The organism is Stutzerimonas sp. (assembly GCF_982611455.1).
The window spans coordinates 185,456-203,743 of sequence record NZ_CEXBBO010000001.1; the positions used below are offsets into that span (position 1 = coordinate 185,456).

Below are 18,288 nucleotides of genomic sequence, written 5' to 3' on the forward strand. Positions count from 1 at the left end.
TTGCAGCCCAATGCTTGCGGCTGCCGCTAAGAGGTTTTGAAATGACTGAACGTCTGAATAACGACTTCCAGTTCATCGAGGTCGGGCGCAAGGATCCGAAGAAGAAGCTGCTGCGTCAGCGCAAGAAGGAGTTCGTCGAGATCTACGAGCCCTTCAAGCCGCAGCAGGCATGCGACCAGGCCCATCGTTGCCTGGGCTGCGGCAATCCTTATTGCGAGTGGAAATGCCCAGTCCACAACTACATTCCCAACTGGCTCAAGCTGGTCTCCGAAGGCAACATCCTCGCTGCGGCCGAGCTGGCGCATCAGACCAACACCCTGCCGGAAGTCTGTGGCCGCGTCTGCCCGCAGGATCGCCTGTGCGAAGGCGCCTGTACGCTCAATGATGGCTTTGGCGCGGTCACTATCGGCTCGGTAGAAAAGTACATCGCCGACACCGCCTTCGCCATGGGCTGGCGTCCCGACATGTCCAAGGTCAAGCCGACCGGCAAGAAGGTTGCGATCATCGGTGCTGGTCCGGCCGGTCTCGGTTGCGCCGATGTGCTGGTACGCAGCGGTGTCACGCCGGTGGTCTTCGACAAGAACCCGGAAATTGGCGGTCTGCTGACTTTCGGCATTCCGGAATTCAAGTTGGAGAAGAGCGTCCTCAGCCGTCGCCGCGAAATTTTCGGCGGCATGGGCATCGAGTTCCGCTTGAATACCGAGGTCGGCAAGGACGTGACCATCGATCAGCTGCTCGCCGATTACGACGCGGTGTTCATGGGCATGGGCACCTACACCTACATGAAGGGCGGCTTCCCCGGCGAGGATCTGCCGGGCGTGCATGATGCGCTGGATTTCCTGATTGCCAACGTCAACCGCAACCTCGGTTTCGAGAAGTCGCCAGAAGACTTCGTCGACATGAAGGGCAAGAAGGTCGTGGTATTGGGTGGCGGCGATACTGCGATGGATTGCAACCGCACCTCCATCCGCCAGGGAGCCAAGAGCGTGACCTGCGCGTATCGCCGTGACGCGGCGAACATGCCGGGCTCGCGCAAGGAAGTGAAGAACGCCAAGGAAGAGGGCGTGAAGTTCCTCTTCAACCGCCAGCCCATAGCCATTGTCGGTGAAGGCAAGGTCGAAGGCGTGAAGGTGGTCGAGACGCGTCTCGGTGCGCCGGATGCTCGCGGTCGCCGCAGTCCCGAGCCGATTCCCGGTTCCGAGGAAGTGCTGCCGGCCGATGCCGTAGTCATTGCCTTTGGCTTCCGTCCGAGCCCGGCCGGTTGGTTCGAAGGACAAGGTATTCAGATCGACAATCAGGGCCGCGTGGTAGCCCCGGAAATGGGCGAGTTCAAGCATCAGACCAGCAATCCAAAGATCTTCGCCGGCGGTGACATGGTGCGTGGTTCTGATCTGGTGGTTACGGCGATCTTCGAAGGCCGCCAGGCGGCTGAAGGGATTCTCGACTTTTTGGAAGTCTGAACGGGCGCCGAAAGCTGATGCTGGTTGGTTTGAAAATGACGGTCGCGCTGGCCTGTAGGATGGGTCGGGCTGATTCATGAGGTGGATCACGCAGCTCCGACCCGCGGAACGCGGCGTAGGGTGGATATAAAATCCCTACGCTTGCCTCCAGCCTCCAACCTGTCTGACCCAAATCAAGCCCATAGACAAAAGGCACGGCACTCGCCGTGCCTTTTGTTTTGTGCTTTGCGACAATGCCGCCACTTTTTTGCTGGAACCCAGACATGACTGCCTTGAAGAACGATCGCTTCCTCCGCGCCCTGCTCAAGCAACCTGTCGACGTCACCCCGGTGTGGATGATGCGCCAGGCTGGACGCTACCTTCCGGAGTACCGGGCTAGCCGTAGCAAAGCCGGCGACTTCATGAGCCTGTGTATGAATCCCGAGCTGGCCTGCGAGGTTACGCTGCAGCCACTGGATCGCTATCCGCTGGATGCCGCGATCTTGTTCTCCGATATTCTCACCGTGCCTGACGCCATGGGTCTGGGCCTGTATTTCGAAACCGGCGAAGGCCCGCGCTTTAAAAAGACCATTAGCAGCATGGCTGATATAGAGGCTTTGCCGGTCCCGGATCCCGAAAAGGACCTGGGTTACGTGATGGAGGCGGTACGTACCATTCGCCGTGAGCTGAACGGTCGTGTGCCGCTGATCGGTTTTTCCGGTAGCCCTTGGACGCTCGCGACGTACATGGTGGAAGGCGGATCATCCAAGGACTTCCGCAAGTCCAAGGCCATGCTCTATGAAAACCCGCAGGCGATGCACGCACTGCTCGATAAGCTGGCGCAGTCAGTCATCAGCTACCTCAACGGGCAGATTCTGGCCGGTGCGCAAGCGGTGCAGATCTTCGACTCCTGGGGCGGCAGCCTCTCCGCAGCGGCCTATCAGGAGTTCTCCTTGGCCTACATGCAGAAGATTGTCGATGGGCTGATTCGTGAGCACGATGGGCGTCGTGTGCCAGTAATTCTGTTCACCAAGGGCGGCGGATTATGGCTCGAATCGATGGCCGATTCCGGTGCCGAGGCGCTGGGCCTCGATTGGACATGCGACATCGGCGCTGCACGGGCACGCGTTGGCAGCAAGGTTGCCCTGCAGGGCAACATGGATCCCAGCGTACTGTTCGCCAAGCCTGAGGCGATCCGCGCCGAAGTTAGCCGGATACTCGCGAGCTTCGGTCATGGCAACGGTCATGTGTTCAACCTTGGCCACGGCATCACGCCTGAGGTTGACCCGGCCCACGCCGGCGCCTTCATCGAGTCGGTACATGAGCTATCGGCGCAATATCACCGCTGATGGAACAAAAAAGAGCCGCTAATAGCGGCTCTTTTCGTTTATGGCTGTTGATAATGGCCTGGCGTAGTGCCTGGCTCATGCTCATGAATCAGCTTGGTTACGCGAATATCGGTAATCCCTATCACCTCGGCCTGCTCCAAGAGCTTGGCCTCGTCCGCACCCGCTTCTGGCATCACTAGGCTGTTCTCGGCATCGCCATTATGCAGCTCGATCAGGTGCCGCGCGGCGCTGCCCTGAGACATATGATCCTCTTCCGACTCGATGATTTGAACGCGCGGGTCGTTCTGAAAGATGTAGTTGATTTCGAATTTGTGCGACGGCTTGTCGAACATGGGGCAGCTCCTCGAAATGGTAACGGGTTCTGCTTCTGTTGACTCGCCGGTCCACTTATTCGTTCGGTCCGGTGCAGTCCTTGACCGACAACCGGAGGAGCGGAACGCGAGCGTTTGAAACGCCAGCGGAAGCCCTGCGCCGCACGAGGCGGGCAGGGTACGGCAACGGTCTTATTTGACCTTGGCCAGGTTACCTTTAATGGCGACGCCCGCCATGATCGCGCCGGCATGGCACTCGTACTTCTGACTGTCCTTGTACTCGACGTGCTTGTAGTTGCTGGTGATGTCCACCACCGCGTTAGCACCGGCCGCTTGCGCGGCTTTCTGCATGCTGATCAGCGCGGACTGCAGGGCCCAGCTGCAGGCGCCTTCGTCGGTCTTGTTGAAGGCGTTGGTCTTCTTGCTGGTCGACACATCTCGGCGGATGACCTGCGCTCTGCCAGGTGTTTTGCCGGCCAGGTAGAACTTAACACTGCCGTCCAGCTTGCCCGATGCGGTGGCTTCGGCGACTACTTGATCGAACGGCAGGTAGTGAGTGGTATCACGGGCCTGGCTGATACCGGGCAATGCACAAAGCATGAGTGCGGCGCCGATCCATGTGGTTTTCTTCATTGCATTCTCCTTGCGTGTTTTTGTGGTGTTTCTTTGAAGCGGGGGGTAAAACGCACTCAGGCCCAGCGGCGGAAAATCAAAGAGGTATTGATGCCGCCAAAGGCGAAATTATTGTTCATCACGTACTCGTACTGCATCGGTCGCGGAGTGCCCACCAGATAATCCAGCTCGCCACAGCGCGGATCGATACTGTCGAGGTTCAGCGTATGGATATAGCGATCGCGATTCATCATTTCGATGCTGAACCAGGATTCCAGCGCACCGCAGGCACCCAGCGTATGGCCGAGAAAGCTCTTCTGCGAGCTGATTGGCATCTTCGAGCCGAACAGTGCCTGGGTCGCAAGCGTCTCGGCGATGTCGCCCTGCTCAGTTGCCGTGCCGTGACCATTGACGTAGCCAATCGCACCGGCTGAAAGCCCTGCATCCTCAAGCGCCAGCTCCATGGCTCGGCGCATGGTCAACTGCTCCGGTTTGGTGGCGTGTAGACCATCGGCATTGCTACCGAAGCCGACCAGCTCGGCGTGGATGGTGGCACCGCGGGCCAGGGCATGCTCCAGCTCTTCTAGCACCAGCATTCCGGCGCCTTCGCCGATCACCAGACCATCGCGACCGGCGTCGTAGGGACGCGGCGAGGTGTGAGGGGCATCGTTCTTCAGGCTGGTGGCATAGAGCGCGTCGAATACCATCGCTTCGGTGGCGCAAAGCTCTTCGGCACCGCCGGCAAGCATCATCGGCAGGCGACCGAACTTGATCGCCTCGTACGCATAGCCGATGCCCTGACTGCCGCTGGTGCAAGCGCTGGAGGTGGGGATCACCCGGCCGGTCAGGCCGAAGAAGATGCTGATATTGGCCGCCGTGGTGTGCGGCATCATGCGGATGTAAGAGTTGGCGTTGAGGCCATCGGCTACCGAGTTGAGCAGCATGTTGCCGAACGCCTTGATCTCCTCGGTGCTACCGGTGGACGAGCCACAGGCGACACCCATGCGGCCGTCGCGAATCGAGCCGTCGCTGAGCAAACCTGCGTGCTCCAATGCCTGCTCGGCAGCCTTCACCGACAGTCGCGAGACTCGCCCCATACTGCGCAGCTGCTTGCGTGTCCAGTGGCCTGGCACGGCGAAATTGTCCACCGGGCCGGCCAATCGCGTATTGAGTTCGGTAAAGCGGTCCCACTCGTGCATGCGGCGAATGCCGCTGCGATTGGCGCTGAAATTAGCCTCGATGGAGGTCCAATCGCTGCCCAGCGAAGTGATGCCGGCCATGCCGGTGACGACGACACGTTTCATCAGCACAGTCCGCCATTGACCGCCAGGACCTGACGGGTGATGTAGCCGGCCTCGTCCGACATCAGGAAATTCACCGCACCGGCGACTTCTTCGGGGGTGCCCATGCGTTGAGCTGGAATCATCTTGAGCATCTCCTCGATAGGCAGATTTTCGTCGAGCATGTCTGTATCGATCAGCCCCGGCGCGACGCAGTTGACCGTGATGCGGCGCTTGCCCAGTTCGACGGCGAGGGCTTTGGCTGCGCCGATTACGCCGGCTTTGGAGGCGCTGTAGTTAACCTGGCCGCGGTTACCGATCATCCCCGATACCGAGGTGATGCAGACGATGCGCCCAGGCTGGCGGCGGCGAATCATTGGCATAGTCAGCGGCTGCAGCACATTGTAAAAGCCATCCAGATTGGTGCGCATCACCAGGTCCCAGTCGTCTTCGGTCAACGCTGGAAAAGCGCCGTCGCGGGTCAGGCCAGCATTGCAGACCACCCCGTAATAAGCGCCATGCGCTTCGATATCGGCTTCCAGTTGCGCGCGGCATTGAGCGCGGTCGGCAACGTCGAATTGCAGAATCCGCGCCTGACGGCCCATCGCCTGAATCAACGTTTGTACGGCTTCGGCCTCCTCGCGCCGTGCACGGCAATGCAGGACGACGTCGTAGCCGCTTCGTGCCAGGCGGAGGGCGATGGCGCGACCGATGCCACGGCTGGAACCTGTGACGAGAATGCTTTCAGTCATGGAAGGGGCTCTTCTAGATAGCTCGCTACTTCGGGCGGGCGGAACACGTTGAGGCGCGCCTCGGCATGGATGCCGGGCCCGTCGAGATGACACTCGAACACACCCATGCCGTTGTCATCCTGAAGCGAGCGCAGCGCCTTAATGCGCAGCTGGCAACCGGCGGGGAAGTACTCGACATTGCACTGAAAATTACGGGTGCCGAGCAAGAAGCCCAATTCCACCGGCTGATCGGCCTGCCTCGCATGGCAACCGGCAAACGCAGCGACCGTCTGAGCCATGATTTCGATGCCGACCCAGGCCGGCAGGCTGCCGTCGGCCAGGCTGAACAGACCGCCGGACCGAACCTGCAGGTGGACAGTGATGCTATCTGCGTCGAATGCCTCGACTGCATCCAAAAGAATCATGTCGCCTGCGTGGGGCAGCAGCTCGGCTATCGGCCAGTCGATCACGGCGCATCCCCCACGATCAGGCTGACGTTGTTGCCACCGAAGGCGAAGGAGTTGCTCATCATCTGCCGCGTACCGGTAACTGCCATCGACGTGCCGGTTGCGATCAGGTCAAGGCGTGGCAATTCGGGATCTTGCTGGCCGTCCCAGAGGTGCGGTGGCAAGAGCTGCGCAGGGTTGTGCTCGGACAGTGCCAGCCAGCAGAACGCGGCTTCCAGCGCGCCAGCGGCACCCAGCGTGTGACCGGTAAGCGGTTTGCTCGACGAGCAAGGCACTCCGACCGGAAACACCGCGGCGACTGCAAGGCTTTCCATGGCGTCGTTATGGCGGGTGGCGGTGCCATGCAGGTTTAGATAGCTGATGTGCTCCGCTTGAATCGATGCGCTGGCCAACGCCTTGTGCATCGCTTCGATGGCGCCCCGGCCCTGCGGATCGGGGGCGGAAATATGATGAGCGTCGGAGCTGGCACCGCCGCCAAGCAGTGCGACAGGTGCTTCGTTGCGGGTCATCAGAAACAGCGCCGCCGCCTCGCCGATATTGATGCCGTCGCGGTTGGCGGAGAATGGGTTGCAGATCCGCGCGCTGATGGCTTCCAGTGCGCTGAAACCCTGCAACGTCAGGTCGCAGAGCGTATCGACACCGCCGCAGAGCACCGCATCGCAGATACCGGCATCCAACAAACGCTTGGCGCTGAGCAACGCGCGGGCGCCAGAGGTGCAGGCCGTCGAGATGGAGTAGCAGGGTCCGCTGAGCTGGAATCGTTCGCTGAGAAAATTCGCCGGCGCGCTCAGTTCCTGATGGCCATAGTGATAACTGGGGGGCAGCTGTCCGTCGCGGACCAGTCCAGCGATGCCTTGGGTCGCTTCTTGTATACCGGTCGTGCTGGTGCCGATGACTACACCAATCCGTGCAGTACCGAAGCGGACAATGGCCGCACTGATCTCAGCAGCTATTTCTTCTGCCGCAGCCAGCAGCAACTGATTGTTACGCGTGGCATCGCGCAACTCGGCGCCAGCCAATGAAGGCGGCTCAGCCGCTACTGCGCCGACTGGCAGCTCGCGTCCGGCGACCCTATCTGGATGGTTTCGCATGCCAGAGCCGTCACCGGCCAACAGCCGGCGTGCCACCTCGGCCTTGCCGCGACCCAGCGCGCAGATCACCCCAAGGGCGTTCAGATAAACAGTCATCAGTGGCGGGTTCCGGCAGCTGCAGCAATGGGGGCGACACGATAGGTGAGCGCTGGCCCGACGTCGAGTTCGAAGCGGCTATTCTGCCGATAGCGCACGCGCCAGGGCGACGAAGCGTCGTGCAGCATCGTTCGTTCATCTTTCAGCTGGCTCCACTGCTTACCCGCATACAGCGTGCTCAACTGCTCCGCCGGCGTCAGCGCGAACAGCAACGCGGCGAACAGCTCGCGCGCCTCGGCATTGGGCGGCAGCAAGCCGTCGGCATGCCATTGGCCGTCGCGCAGCAGCTGACGGGCCAGCGGAATGCCGAGGGGGTCGAGCAATGACCAGCGCAGAGCGTCGCCTTCCTGCTGAATAACCAGCAGCCAGTCACGGCTTTCACCCAAACTGTGACGCTGAATGTGTAGCTGTAAAGGCAGCTCCAGTTGCGGCGTCTGCGTTGGCAGCGGCAAGCGCTGGGCGCAGGCGGCAAGCAACAGCAGCGGCAGCCATATCAGCGCCCGCAGGCGTACCACGAGCACATTCATGCCGGTGCGTCTGCCGCGCAAAGCTCGGCCAGTACACGTAGGCGACGTTTGGATTCGGCGACATAGGGATTCTTCAGATCCCAGGCATAGCCAGCAAGAATCGAGCTGATCATTCGGCGTACCTCCGGTTGGGCGTGCTCGTAATAAATCACGTCCTGGAAACTGCAGTCGTACCAACCCTCTACATAGGTCCGGAATGTGTCGACGCCGTGCTTGAGTGGCGCGGCGAACTCGGTTTCCCAGTCCACCACCTCGCCCGACAGCTGGCGATGTAGAACGGCAGCGGCCATGCTCGCGGAACGCATCGCGATGGTCACGCCGGAAGAGAACACCGGGTCGAGGAATTCAGCCGCGTTACCCAACAGGGCGAAGCCCGGACCGTGCAGCGCTTTAACGTTGGCCGAATAACCGCCGATCAAGCGTGCAGGCGTATCCCACTCGGCGTTCTTGAGGATGCGTTGGAGATTGGGCGCCTCGCTCACGAATTCCTTGAGACAGGCATCCAGGTCGAGAGGTCGTCCTTCGTAGCGTTCCGCGCTGGCGACCACGCCAAGCGAGCAGCGTCCGTTGCTGAACGGGATGGTCCAGTACCAGACATCGCGAAGCTCGGGATGCGTCGTGATAAGAATCTTGTCGCGATCGAAGCGCGGATCGTCGATGTTGTCCTCGATGTGGGTGAACACGGCTCGGCGCATCGGGAAATTCGACGGCGCTTCCAGGTCGAGCAAACGTGGCAACACTCGACCGTAACCGCTGGCGTCGAGGATGAAGTCCGCCTCGATCGCGTATTCGCTGCCATCCAGGCGACGGGCCTGCAATAACGGGCGCAGACCTGTGAAGTCCGCCGTAATGATTTCTTCCTCGTAGCGGATCTCCACACCCTGCAGCTCGGCCTGGTCGGCCAGCAGCTTGTCGAAATCGGCGCGTTGAACCTGATAAGTGCTGCCATGGCCCTCAGTGAATTTGTCGCGGAAATCGAAATCCGTGTAGCGCTCGCCCCACCCGAACGCCGCGCCATGTTTGGTCTGGAAGCCGGCGGCCCGTACCGCTTCGAGCATCCCAGCCTCTTCGACGAAATCCAGGCAATGCGATAGCAGGCTCTCGCCAATGGAGAAGCGTGGGAACCGCTGTCGCTCGATGATCAACACGTCGTGCCCCTTGCGCTTGAGCAAGGCGGCGGCAATGGCGCCGGAAGGCCCTGCTCCGATTACGACGACGCTACGTTGTTCAGGATTTATGAATGCCTTGGTCATTTCTTGACTCGACAAAAGGGGAATGGTTGATGACCGGCGGATGCCCAGCGCGTCCGGCAGCGGGTGTAAGATCGCCTCAGCGACAGCAGGCTGAGGCGATCGGGTTCAGATTGAGGGGTAGGTGCACATAGCGCGGTCGTCAGCATGCGTCTTTCCCATCCGATTCGGCGGCCCAGGGTGCCAAAGCAAAGGCAAACACCAGGCCGAGCCCTACCGCCAAGCCGAAGTTGCTCACCGCCGGTGTGCTCGACAAGGCCAGCAGGCCGAACGACAGCCAGGTGGTGACGGCTGCCAGCAAGGTACCGACCAAACTCACTGCAGCGCCGCCGACTCGCTCGCGCATGAGGATGGCGTAATCGACCCCGATTGCGGTGACCAGCAGCAAGCCGAACAGACCGAACAGAGTCAGCGGTTGGCCCAGCCAGCCCAGGCAGGCCAAGCTGCCGAAGGCTGCCAGCAGCGGCACGGCAAGGCAGCGCAGGGCACCACGCCAGCCGAACGGCAGGCACAACAAGGCGAAAATCAGCGTGGCGGCGAGCATTTTGAGGAGGGCCGCTTGGGCCTGGGTATCGGCAAACAGGCGGTTCAGTTCGGCCAACCGGTCGATCAGGCTGACGCCAGCGATATCGGCGGTCAGGCCCTGAAGCGCCGCGCTATCGCGAAGACCTTGCAGGCTCACCAGCCCAGCAACCGAGCCATCGCTTTGAACGCCTAGCCACAAGGGTCGCCATGGCTCCGCCAGTGGTCCGGCAAGCACGTCTTCCAGGCTCGTCACAGGTTGTGCCAGAAGGCCGGTCACCTCTGTTTCAAGCATCTCGGGCGTAACGCCAAGTTCCAGCAAGGGCTGGCTGGCTTCCAGCAAATGCGGCAGCATGAGGTGCAGGCTTTCCTGGGCCGACGCTGGTGCGATCAGCTGGCTCAGCGCCAAATAGCCGTGAAGTTTCTGCTCCGCAACCAACGCATCGAGGCGGGCACCGAGTTCGTCCTGTCGTGCCAGCAGCTCATCGGAATTCGCCGCACGGACCAGAAAATACTGGCTGGTCGGTTCGAAGCCGGTGATTTCGCCGATGCGTTCGGCCTGTTGCTGGAGGACTGGCGCACGGCTGACCCATTGGCGCAGATCGTCCTTGAAGGAGACTTGGCTGACGCCGGCAACACAGAACAACGCAAACCCGGCCAGCAACCACGGCGTGGGGAGCCGGCGAAGCAACGCATTGCGCAGCTTCAAGCCGTGCCGCGCCCAACCCAGCGGGGCGGCCCACGGCTGCAGCGGCGCGCTCAGCAGTGATGGCAACAAACAAGTGGCGCAGGCGAAGGCGCCGAGCAGGCCTGCGGCGGAAAACACCGCCACCTGGCTCAGCGCCGGAAACGGGGTGAACGCCATGGCCAGATAACCAATGACGTTGGTCGTCAGTGCCAGTGCCAGTCCCGGAAGCGTCAGACGCAACGCTCGGTAGCTGTGCCACGGCTGCAAGGTCCAGCTCTTGGATAGATAATGCAGCGGGAAATCGATACTGACGCCGACCAGGCTGGCGCCGAGTACCAATGTCAGTACATGGATCTGGCCGAACAGCGCGATACAAGCGGCGGCACCGCTGAGCGCGCCGACCACGACCGGTAGCGCAACCAGCAGGACGCGCGGCGTACGAAACAGCATATGCAGCAGTGCGAGCGTGGCCACCAGCGAAATGCTGCCGATCAGGCTGGCTTCCTCGCGTGCCTGGCGCTGTCCATAAGCGGCATGCAGCAATCCGCCTGCGGCCAGGAGCTCACCCTGGTGCGCCTCGACCCGGCGGCGGGCATCGCTGACCTGGTCCGCCACCAGCATGGGCAGCCGATCATCGAACGCATCGCCATGGGTTTGTGCATGGATGACGGCCCAGCGCTGCCCGCCCTGTTCAGCGATCAGCCTGCCATCGAGGCGCGGATGGATATTGCCCGGTTGCGGCAGCCGTCTTTGCGCCAGATCGGCGAGTCCGAACCAGTCCAGTTCAATCGGCACGATGCCGGCGCCTTCGAACGGGCTGTACAGGCGCTGCAGACGGCGCTGAACGAATTCTTCCGGTGAGGCGGCCAAAGCTTCACGACTCGCCGGACTGAGCAGCGCCAGTCGTTGGTCGAGCAACTGCTGGCGCACCGCGGGCAAATCGGCCTGCACCGAGCGGCGAACCTGGGCGAACAGGCCGCTGGCACGAAGGCTGTCGGTGATCTCGTCGGCCAGCCCAAGGGCCACGTCTTCATCGCTGTGGTGAATCAGTAGCATCAGGTCGCGGTTCAGCGGCTCCTGCATACGCTGCTCGGCGCGTTGCTCCAGCGCACCCGGAGCGCCGCTGGGCAACAGCTGCAGCAGGTTGGCGCTGACCGGCGAGCCGTTACGCCATTGCCAGGCAGTCAGCCCCACCAGCCCGAGCAGTGCCAGAAGAAACAGCGAGGAAAGCCAGGGCGGCGGCCTGAGCGCTTTGTCAGTCGGCGAAGTCATGAAGTTCGGTGGGGCTCAATTGGTCGTCGATCTGGCTGTCGTTCAGCAACAGCACAGTGCTGTCGCCCTGGGTTTCGAGAAGCTCGATCCGTTCGACCGTGGCGCCGCCGCGGATGAGAATGGCGCTGAATATTTGCCCAAGCAGCTGTGAACGCGGTGTCAGCGCCAGCTGCCAAGTCTCCGTTGTGCCACTCAGCTCCAGTTCGAAATCGTGCTGCAAGGCCGTTGTGTCGCCTTGCAGCACAGCGAGGAAGAGGTCGTTCTGGCGCTGGGCGGGGCCCTGCTGGTCGGTCTGGTGCCACCCGCTGGGTCCGCGCCGGGCGATGCCCGAGTCGCTAATCCGATAATCCTGCTGTAACGGCTCTTGCAGGAGCCAAAGTAGACCGCGATCACGAGCAAGCACGAAGGTGCCGCGGCTGGTAAGCGGCAGGGGCAGTGCCCGGAGATATTTTTCTTGGGTAAAAGCGCCGCGGATCACGGCAGGTTCACTCAGCTGGCGGCTGAGTTGCGCCAGATCAAAAGCGTGGGCGCTTGCAGCCATCAGTAGGAGGTTGAGCGTCAGCAGGATGCGCCTGACGGGGTGCCTGGACAAACGCATCACAACAGCGCCCGCTCAACGGCTTGGACGAACACCTTGGGCGATGCCAGCAACATTTCACGGCTGGCGATATCCACCGCCACCTGCACGGTGCTGCCGCGGGTCATGCGCTCGCCCGTGTCGGCGGCGCTGATCAGGTAATTGATCTTCAGGCGGTTTTCCCACTCAAGCAGATCGGCGCGCACGACGATACGTTGATTGAAACGCGCACCCCGTATGTAGCGCAGCTGAACGTCGATGATTGGCCAGGCGTAACCGGCGTCGCGCATCTGTGTGTAGTTGTGGCCGATGCGGTCGAGCAGGGCGCAGCGGGCGACTTCGAAATACTTGACGTAATGCCCGTGCCAGACCACATCCATGGAGTCGACGTCGAAGAACGGCACCAGCACCTCGACTTCCGCCTGGAGAACGCCGCCCTTACGCATACAGCCCCCAGTGTTGCGCGCGAATACGCTCCAGACACAGGCGCAGCTCGCCTTCCAGCGCGCGGTCTTCGATCAGTGGTGGGAAATCCTCGCCCAGTTCAAGGTGCATCGTCTGAAGCGGCGTCGGTAGCGGACGCGCATCCTGGCTCCGCTGGCGCAGCCAGACGCCTTGATTGGCCGCAATCAGCGTAGCGGCGGCGACCTGTTCGGTCAGTTCCAGGCTGCGCAGTGCGTCGCGCGCAGCGATGGTGCCCATGCTCACCTTGTCCTGGTTGTGACATTCGGTGGAGCGGGAGAAAACGCTGGCCGGCATGCTGTTCTTCAGCGCCTCGGCGGTCCAGGCGCTGGTGCCGATCTGCACGGCCTTGAAGCCGTGGTTGATCATCGCCGTGGCAGCCGGCGCACCGGACAGGTTACTCGGCAAGCCATGGTTGTAACGGGTATCGACCAGTAGCGCGAGTTGGCGGTCGAGCAGGTCGGCGACGTTGGCGACAAGGTTCTTCAGGCTGTCCATGGCGAAGGCGATGTGGCCGCCGTAGAAATGCCCGCCGTGCAGCACGCGCTCGTTGTCCGCATCGATGATCGGGTTGTCGTTGGCGCTGTTGAGTTCGGTCTCGATGAACTGGCGCAGCAGGCCCAGGCTATCAGCCAGCACGCCGAGCACGTGCGGTGCGCAGCGTAACGAGTAACGGTCCTGCAGGCGATGCAGCGGCGCGGTGGGCGCCTCGATGGCGAGATCCTGGCGAATCCAGGCGGCGATCTGCATCTGTCCGGGATGTGGCTTGGCGGCGAACAGGCGCTCGTCGAAATGCTCGGGGTTGCCTTCCAGCGCAACCACGTTGAGTGCAGTAATGCGGGTTGCCAGCTTCAGCAGGTAGTCGGCGCGGGCATAGGCCAGGCAGGCCAGTCCGGTCATTACCGCGGTGCCATTCATCAGTGCCAAGGCTTCCTTGGGCCGTAGCGTCAGCGGCGTCCAGCCGAGTTGGCGATGCACTTCGGCGGCGCTGCGACGCTCACCACGGAACATGACTTCACGCTCACCCGCCAGCGCCGCGGCGACATAAGACAGTGGGGTCAAATCGCCGCTGGCGCCCACCGAACCTTCTTCGGGGATCAGCGGCAGAATGTCCTGTTCGAGAAAGGCCTGCATGCGATCGAGCAATTCGATGCGCACGCCCGACATGCCGTGGGTCAGCGAACGCAAGCGGGCCGCCAATACCGCTCGGGTCGCTTCGGCATCGAGCAGCTTGCCGAGGCCGCAACCATGAAAGGTGAACAGGTGCTGCGGCAGCGCTTCGACTTGATGCAGCGGCACCGCCACCACGCAGGAATCGCCATAGCCGGTGGTCACGCCATAAATCACGCCTTCGCGATCGAGCAGCGTGTCGAGGAACTGCGCGCCGCGGGCGATACGCTCGCGGAAGGCGCTGTCTTCTTGCAGTTGAGCGGCCGCACGAGACTGGGCGACGGCCAGCACATCCTCAATGCGAAGGTGGTGTTCGCCAAAGATTACGGGCTCAGTTGCGGCGTTATTCATGGGTATTCCAGAAAGGATAGAAATTGAACCATTGCATCGGTGCGTCCAGGCAGCGCGCCGCCAAGCGATCGGCGTAACGTTGTACCCACTGCTGTATCACTACGTCGCGCTCGCTGCGCCGCCACTGGATGCGCTCGGCGAACGGCTCCAGATAGACGTGAAAGCGTTCGTCCTGTTTCAGGCAGAACAGCAGGTTGGCCGGGCACTGCAGCAGGCCGGCCAGCAACCATGGGCCTTGCGGAAAGGCTGCCGGCTGGCCGAGAAAGTCAGCGTTGGCGATTCGCCCGCCGTGCAGCGGTACGCGATCACCGGCGATGGCCAGCCATTCGCCGGCATCCAGGCGTTGGGACAGTTTCAGCATGGTTGCGGGGTCGAGTTCACTGACCTGGATCAGGCGCAGATTGCTCGCCCCGGATTCGTCCAGCAGACGATTGAAACGCTCGGCGTGGCGGGTGTGGACCAGCACATTCATTGTCACCCGGCGCCCCATCTCCGCCAGTGCCCGGCAGATTTCCAGATTGCCCAGGTGAGAGCCGACCAGCAGCTGGCCACGCGGCGCATTTAACGCAGCATGCAAATTGTCATTGTCGTGCAATACCAGCCGATCGATATCGAGGCGGCCACCCCAGGCGTCGAGCTTATCCAGCAGGGCGTCGGCGAAGGCCATGAATTGGCGATAGACCGAGCGCGAGCTGGGCGCCAGCTCGCGCCGACCGCTCCAGCTGGCGAGGTTGCGTTGATAGGTCCAGGCGCTCTGTCTGGCGCTGCGGCCGAATAAATAGAAGTACAGAACGATCACATACAACAGCGGCGCCATCGCACGCCGGCCAAGCACACGCACGGCCTGCGCGGTAAGTTTCATCAGCGCAAAGCTGCCGCGCTCGCGATGCACGGCCCAATGCGAGCTGGGTGCGGCTTTTTCCCTCATCCGAGCCACCGGCGCGACAGCAGCCTGGGGGCGCGCAACAGCATTCCGCCAAACAGCCGTGCATGCATCGAGGAAATCAGCACGTTGTCGCGCCATAGGCGGAAGTGAGATACGCCGTCGGCCGGATAGTGGACGCGGGTCGGCAGCCATACCATCGGTTGCTCGCGCCAATGCAGGCGCACCAGTATCTCGGTATCGAAATCCATCCGCTTGCCCAGCTCGGTCGAATTCAGCAGCGCGAGCGTCGGCTCTAGCGGGTAGACGCGAAAGCCGCACATCGAATCGCGAATCGACAGCGAGAGCGTGTTGATCCAGACCCATATGTGGGTCAGATAACGCGCGTAGAGGCGGGCTTTGGGTACGCTCGAATCATATTGCGGATAACCGCAGATCAGCGCATCGGGGGCTTGGCTGGCGCGGTCGAGAAACAGCGGCAGACAGCCAAGGTCGTGCTGGCCATCGGCATCGATCTGCAGCGCATGGCTGAAGCCCAGCCGAGAGGCCTCGCGCAGACCATTGGCAACCGCCGCGCCTTTGCCTTGGTTATTGCGGTGGCGCAGCAGATGCACCGATGGATGCTGTGCCAGTTCATCGATCACAGCGGCAGCGGCGGGGCTGGATGCGTCATCGACCACTACACAATGCAGATCTTCGGCGAGCAGTGCCTGGACCACCGAGGGAAGGCTGCGCTCGTGGTTGTAAACCGGCACGACCACGCAGGGTCTGAACCAGTCGTCATCGATGGCCAGCGCCAACTGCGCGTTTAGAAGCGCCTCGCGCGGCTCGTTGATGACCGGCGCGGTCGGGGTGAGGCTGGTCATGCGCGATCTCCTAATAGAATGCGCCCGGATGAGCAGGGCGCCTCACCGTTGCGATAGGCGAAGTGCAGTTTGCCGCGCTCGCGATCGAAGCGAAGGGTCAGTTGCAGCTGGTCGCCCGGGCGGGCCAGTTGCTGGAACTTGAGCACTTCCATGCCTTGGAAGCGCGGCGGCAAATCCACGATCAGCTCGCGGGCCAATGCGATGGCCCAGTCGATCTGCACGACCCCAGGCAGGACTGGCGTCTGCGGAAAATGCCCGGTGAAATGCGCCAGATCTGGCGGGATGCCCAGTTCCAGCTGCCAATGATCATCGCTCTGGCTGGCGCTTAGGCGTTCCGGCTGCACGGTCCGGGGCGCCTGCAATAGGGCATCCAGTTGCGCCTGTGGCAGTTTGCCCTGGGCGTTGTACGGCAGCTGCCGAACCAGGCGCCAGCGCCGCGGCAATGCCAGTGCGTCGCAATGCGCCGTCAGATGCTTGCGCAGCGCCTCGGTCAGTGCACGCCGGCCGCCATTGCGTAACGCATGCAGGCCTGCGCCGCTCAGCGCAACCAGCGCCCCGAGGTAGGCACGGTTGTCTTTGATCACGCCGAGTCGCGCTTCGCTGACGTAGGGATGGTCGGCCAGCGCGCGTTCCAGCATCGGCAGAGAGATGCGTTTTTCTTCCAGCTTGACGATGCGATCCAGCCGGCCGAGCAGTTCGAAGCGGCCATCGGCCTCGATGCGGACGGCATCGGCGGTCTGCTCGACATGCCCCTCCGGCAGGCAGGGTGAGGCGACCCGCAGCGCACCCTGCTCGTCCTGGCTTAGCTGGACGGCAGCGAAGGGTTGCCACAACTTGTCGCCTTGACGCCAAGCGATACCGCCAGTTTCCGAGCTGCCGTAGATTTCCGTCGGGGCCTGACCAAGACGCTGCTGCAACCGCACCGCGGCGTCGGTGTCGAGCGGCCCGCCGGAAGAAAACACCTGTCGCACACTGCGCAACGCCGCCCAGTCGAGATTGTCGCCCATGCGCTTGAGCAGCGCCGGGCTGGCCACCCAGCAGAAGCTGGCATGCTCACGGCTGGCCAACTGAATGTCTTCCGGAAAGGGTAAAGCCCTGCGTAGAAAAGTGCGCCCGGCACAGAGCGGCCAGAGTACGCGGAACAACAGTCCATAAATGTGCTGCGCTGCAACGCTGCCGATGATGCAGGCGTCACCGAGATCGGCGCCCCAGCGTTCTTCGAGTATTTCGACTTCATTGGCAAGTTGGCGCAGGCGCTTGTCGATCAGTTTGGGCTCGCCACTGGAGCCAGATGTGCAGAGCCGCAGGTGGCAGTGATCCAGATCCAGCGGCGCGCCGCCGAGCGGTTCGGCGAACAGATCGGCCAGCCCGACATCGCCGTTCTGGTCGGTCAACCAGAGGTCTACTTGATTCTGCAAACGTGCTCGGTTGGCCGGCTGCAGGTCTGCCGGTAGCAGCACGGTGACTCCGGCGCGCCAAGAACCCAGCACGGCGATGGCCAGTTCGGCGGCATCCTCCAGATGAATCGCAATCCGGCGGACGCCGCGGTCGCGTAAACCACCAGCCAGACGCAATGCCTGCTCGCGCAGTTCGGCATGCTGAAGCGTGGGCTGCAGCGCTACCGTTCGGTTTTTTAGGGCCTGATCGAGCAACTGCTCCAGGGCAATCCAGTTCATTTAGCGTTCCTGACTCGCTGGCGCACCAGCCATTCTCCGGCGAACAGCAGACCCATCAGCAAATACGCGATCAGCCCGGTGTACAAGGTCCACCAGCTCAGCGGTGCCCAGAGCGCAAGGCCTGTGGCAATGCCTGCGTTGAATATAAAGAAAGCCACCCACAGCCAGGTCACCTGACGGGTGTAACGCACGGCGGCGGGCGGCAGCTCGGGTTCGCTCAGGCGTGCGAGACGCTCGATGATTGGCATGCCGGAACAAAGGCTGCCGACGAAAAGACCGAGCAGCGCCAAATTGATCAGCACCGGATACCACAGCAGCAGCGCATTGCTGTCAGCCAATCCCAGCAGCAGGCAGAACAGCAGCGCCGCAGCCCCCACTGCACGGGTCAGCGGGGTCTGTTTGCCGCTCAGTATCCGTGCTAGCCAAAACGCGCCGAGCAACAGCGCGAATGATCGCGGCGACAGATGCTCCATGCCCAAGTACACCGCGAAGGGGTAGGCGAGGCCGACCAGTACCAAGCCGAGGCCAATCAGCCGGCCGGCAGTTGCCTTGCCTGTTTGAGCGGGAGCTTGCATGGCGTACGTTCCGGTGGCCCGATTGGTTGCGCAGCGTCAGCCGTCACCCGGTTGGCTGTTCGAACCGGGCGAAGCTTGGCACTGTCGTTTAGG

The 18,288-nt window shown here is 62.2% G+C and carries 18 protein-coding genes; 2 read left to right on the forward strand and 16 right to left on the reverse strand.

Annotated features, from left to right (window positions below; genetic code table 11):
- Positions 1-41 precede the first annotated feature (41 nt).
- Together AC2LD7_RS00890 and hemE are read left to right on the forward strand one after the other, a co-directional pair.
- Positions 42-1,460 carry an FAD-dependent oxidoreductase gene (locus AC2LD7_RS00890; RefSeq protein WP_484595970.1) on the forward strand — a complete coding sequence of 473 codons (1,419 nt, stop codon included), beginning with the start codon at positions 42-44 and terminating at the stop codon, positions 1,458-1,460.
- A gap of 263 nt (positions 1,461-1,723) precedes the next feature.
- Positions 1,724-2,788: a uroporphyrinogen decarboxylase gene (hemE, locus tag AC2LD7_RS00895; protein WP_484595971.1), complete on the forward strand. Its 1,065-nt coding sequence runs from the start codon at positions 1,724-1,726 to the stop codon at positions 2,786-2,788.
- A 38-nt stretch (positions 2,789-2,826) separates the two neighbouring features.
- On the opposite strand, the gene AC2LD7_RS00900 is transcribed toward hemE, so the two are convergent.
- The 16 genes from AC2LD7_RS00900 to AC2LD7_RS00975 form a co-directional block, all read right to left on the reverse strand.
- Complete coding sequence (locus AC2LD7_RS00900) at positions 2,827-3,120, reverse strand: hypothetical protein (protein WP_484595972.1); 294 nt, start codon at positions 3,118-3,120, stop codon at positions 2,827-2,829.
- Positions 3,121-3,291: 171 nt separating this feature from the next.
- Positions 3,292-3,732: an excinuclease gene (locus tag AC2LD7_RS00905; protein ID WP_484595973.1), complete on the reverse strand. Its 441-nt coding sequence runs from the start codon at positions 3,730-3,732 to the stop codon at positions 3,292-3,294.
- Positions 3,733-3,788: 56 nt separating this feature from the next.
- Positions 3,789-5,015: a beta-ketoacyl-ACP synthase gene (locus AC2LD7_RS00910; protein ID WP_484595974.1), complete on the reverse strand. Its 1,227-nt coding sequence runs from the start codon at positions 5,013-5,015 to the stop codon at positions 3,789-3,791.
- Complete coding sequence (gene fabG / locus AC2LD7_RS00915; protein WP_484595975.1) at positions 5,015-5,743, reverse strand: 3-oxoacyl-ACP reductase FabG; 729 nt, start codon at positions 5,741-5,743, stop codon at positions 5,015-5,017. The genes AC2LD7_RS00910 and fabG overlap by 1 nt, the downstream gene beginning before the upstream one ends.
- Positions 5,740-6,192: a hotdog family protein gene (locus AC2LD7_RS00920; RefSeq protein ID WP_484595976.1), complete on the reverse strand. Its 453-nt coding sequence runs from the start codon at positions 6,190-6,192 to the stop codon at positions 5,740-5,742. Before AC2LD7_RS00920 ends, fabG begins: the two co-directional genes overlap by 4 nt.
- Positions 6,189-7,376 (reverse strand): beta-ketoacyl-ACP synthase, encoded by a 1,188-nt coding sequence (locus tag AC2LD7_RS00925; RefSeq protein ID WP_484595977.1) that lies wholly within the window; start codon positions 7,374-7,376, stop codon positions 6,189-6,191. Before AC2LD7_RS00925 ends, AC2LD7_RS00920 begins: the two co-directional genes overlap by 4 nt.
- Positions 7,376-7,903, reverse strand: coding sequence for a DUF3261 domain-containing protein (locus tag AC2LD7_RS00930; RefSeq protein ID WP_484595978.1), 528 nt, complete (start codon positions 7,901-7,903; stop codon positions 7,376-7,378). The genes AC2LD7_RS00925 and AC2LD7_RS00930 overlap by 1 nt, the downstream gene beginning before the upstream one ends.
- Positions 7,900-9,156 (reverse strand): NAD(P)/FAD-dependent oxidoreductase, encoded by a 1,257-nt coding sequence (locus AC2LD7_RS00935; RefSeq protein WP_484595979.1) that lies wholly within the window; start codon positions 9,154-9,156, stop codon positions 7,900-7,902. Before AC2LD7_RS00935 ends, AC2LD7_RS00930 begins: the two co-directional genes overlap by 4 nt.
- Before the next feature lie 139 nt (positions 9,157-9,295).
- The gene (locus tag AC2LD7_RS00940; RefSeq protein ID WP_484595980.1) at positions 9,296-11,635 is read right to left on the reverse strand and encodes an MMPL family transporter; all 2,340 of its coding nucleotides are present in this window, start codon (positions 11,633-11,635) and stop codon (positions 9,296-9,298) included.
- On the reverse strand, positions 11,619-12,233 hold the full coding sequence (locus AC2LD7_RS00945; protein ID WP_484595981.1) for an outer membrane lipoprotein carrier protein LolA: 615 nt from the start codon (positions 12,231-12,233) through the stop codon (positions 11,619-11,621). Before AC2LD7_RS00945 ends, AC2LD7_RS00940 begins: the two co-directional genes overlap by 17 nt.
- Positions 12,233-12,658 carry an acyl-CoA thioesterase gene (locus tag AC2LD7_RS00950; RefSeq protein ID WP_484595982.1) on the reverse strand — a complete coding sequence of 142 codons (426 nt, stop codon included), beginning with the start codon at positions 12,656-12,658 and terminating at the stop codon, positions 12,233-12,235. The genes AC2LD7_RS00945 and AC2LD7_RS00950 overlap by 1 nt, the downstream gene beginning before the upstream one ends.
- Positions 12,651-14,195, reverse strand: coding sequence for an HAL/PAL/TAL family ammonia-lyase (locus AC2LD7_RS00955; protein ID WP_484595983.1), 1,545 nt, complete (start codon positions 14,193-14,195; stop codon positions 12,651-12,653). Before AC2LD7_RS00955 ends, AC2LD7_RS00950 begins: the two co-directional genes overlap by 8 nt.
- Complete coding sequence (locus tag AC2LD7_RS00960; protein ID WP_484595984.1) at positions 14,188-15,123, reverse strand: LpxL/LpxP family acyltransferase; 936 nt, start codon at positions 15,121-15,123, stop codon at positions 14,188-14,190. Before AC2LD7_RS00960 ends, AC2LD7_RS00955 begins: the two co-directional genes overlap by 8 nt.
- Positions 15,120-15,944 carry a glycosyltransferase family 2 protein gene (locus AC2LD7_RS00965; RefSeq protein ID WP_484595985.1) on the reverse strand — a complete coding sequence of 275 codons (825 nt, stop codon included), beginning with the start codon at positions 15,942-15,944 and terminating at the stop codon, positions 15,120-15,122. Before AC2LD7_RS00965 ends, AC2LD7_RS00960 begins: the two co-directional genes overlap by 4 nt.
- A complete protein-coding gene (locus tag AC2LD7_RS00970) occupies positions 15,941-17,620 on the reverse strand; it encodes an ApeI family dehydratase (RefSeq protein ID WP_484595986.1) in 1,680 nt (559 codons plus the stop codon). Before AC2LD7_RS00970 ends, AC2LD7_RS00965 begins: the two co-directional genes overlap by 4 nt.
- Positions 17,617-18,195 carry a COG4648 family protein gene (locus AC2LD7_RS00975; RefSeq protein ID WP_484595987.1) on the reverse strand — a complete coding sequence of 193 codons (579 nt, stop codon included), beginning with the start codon at positions 18,193-18,195 and terminating at the stop codon, positions 17,617-17,619. The genes AC2LD7_RS00970 and AC2LD7_RS00975 overlap by 4 nt, the downstream gene beginning before the upstream one ends.
- Positions 18,196-18,288: the final 93 nt, after the last annotated feature.

Excerpts from the sequence above, each read along its gene's own strand:
- AC2LD7_RS00955 (WP_484595983.1), bottom strand. The coding sequence starts at position 14,195 with ATGAATAACGCCGCAACTGAGCCCGTAATCTTTGGCGAACACCACCTT.
- AC2LD7_RS00965 (WP_484595985.1), bottom strand. The coding sequence starts at position 15,944 with ATGACCAGCCTCACCCCGACCGCGCCGGTCATCAACGAGCCGCGCGAG.
- AC2LD7_RS00935 (WP_484595979.1), bottom strand. The coding sequence starts at position 9,156 with ATGACCAAGGCATTCATAAATCCTGAACAACGTAGCGTCGTCGTAATC.
- AC2LD7_RS00905 (WP_484595973.1), bottom strand. The coding sequence starts at position 3,732 with ATGAAGAAAACCACATGGATCGGCGCCGCACTCATGCTTTGTGCATTG.
- AC2LD7_RS00910 (WP_484595974.1), bottom strand. The coding sequence starts at position 5,015 with ATGAAACGTGTCGTCGTCACCGGCATGGCCGGCATCACTTCGCTGGGC.
- AC2LD7_RS00940 (WP_484595980.1), bottom strand. The coding sequence starts at position 11,635 with ATGACTTCGCCGACTGACAAAGCGCTCAGGCCGCCGCCCTGGCTTTCC.
- AC2LD7_RS00975 (WP_484595987.1), bottom strand. The coding sequence starts at position 18,195 with ATGCAAGCTCCCGCTCAAACAGGCAAGGCAACTGCCGGCCGGCTGATT.
- AC2LD7_RS00890 (WP_484595970.1), top strand. The coding sequence starts at position 42 with ATGACTGAACGTCTGAATAACGACTTCCAGTTCATCGAGGTCGGGCGC.
- fabG (WP_484595975.1), bottom strand. The coding sequence starts at position 5,743 with ATGACTGAAAGCATTCTCGTCACAGGTTCCAGCCGTGGCATCGGTCGC.
- AC2LD7_RS00930 (WP_484595978.1), bottom strand. The coding sequence starts at position 7,903 with ATGAATGTGCTCGTGGTACGCCTGCGGGCGCTGATATGGCTGCCGCTG.
- AC2LD7_RS00900 (WP_484595972.1), bottom strand. The coding sequence starts at position 3,120 with ATGTTCGACAAGCCGTCGCACAAATTCGAAATCAACTACATCTTTCAG.
- AC2LD7_RS00950 (WP_484595982.1), bottom strand. The coding sequence starts at position 12,658 with ATGCGTAAGGGCGGCGTTCTCCAGGCGGAAGTCGAGGTGCTGGTGCCG.
- AC2LD7_RS00960 (WP_484595984.1), bottom strand. The coding sequence starts at position 15,123 with ATGAGGGAAAAAGCCGCACCCAGCTCGCATTGGGCCGTGCATCGCGAG.
- hemE (WP_484595971.1), top strand. The coding sequence starts at position 1,724 with ATGACTGCCTTGAAGAACGATCGCTTCCTCCGCGCCCTGCTCAAGCAA.
- AC2LD7_RS00925 (WP_484595977.1), bottom strand. The coding sequence starts at position 7,376 with ATGACTGTTTATCTGAACGCCCTTGGGGTGATCTGCGCGCTGGGTCGC.
- AC2LD7_RS00945 (WP_484595981.1), bottom strand. The coding sequence starts at position 12,233 with ATGCGTTTGTCCAGGCACCCCGTCAGGCGCATCCTGCTGACGCTCAAC.
- AC2LD7_RS00970 (WP_484595986.1), bottom strand. The coding sequence starts at position 17,620 with ATGAACTGGATTGCCCTGGAGCAGTTGCTCGATCAGGCCCTAAAAAAC.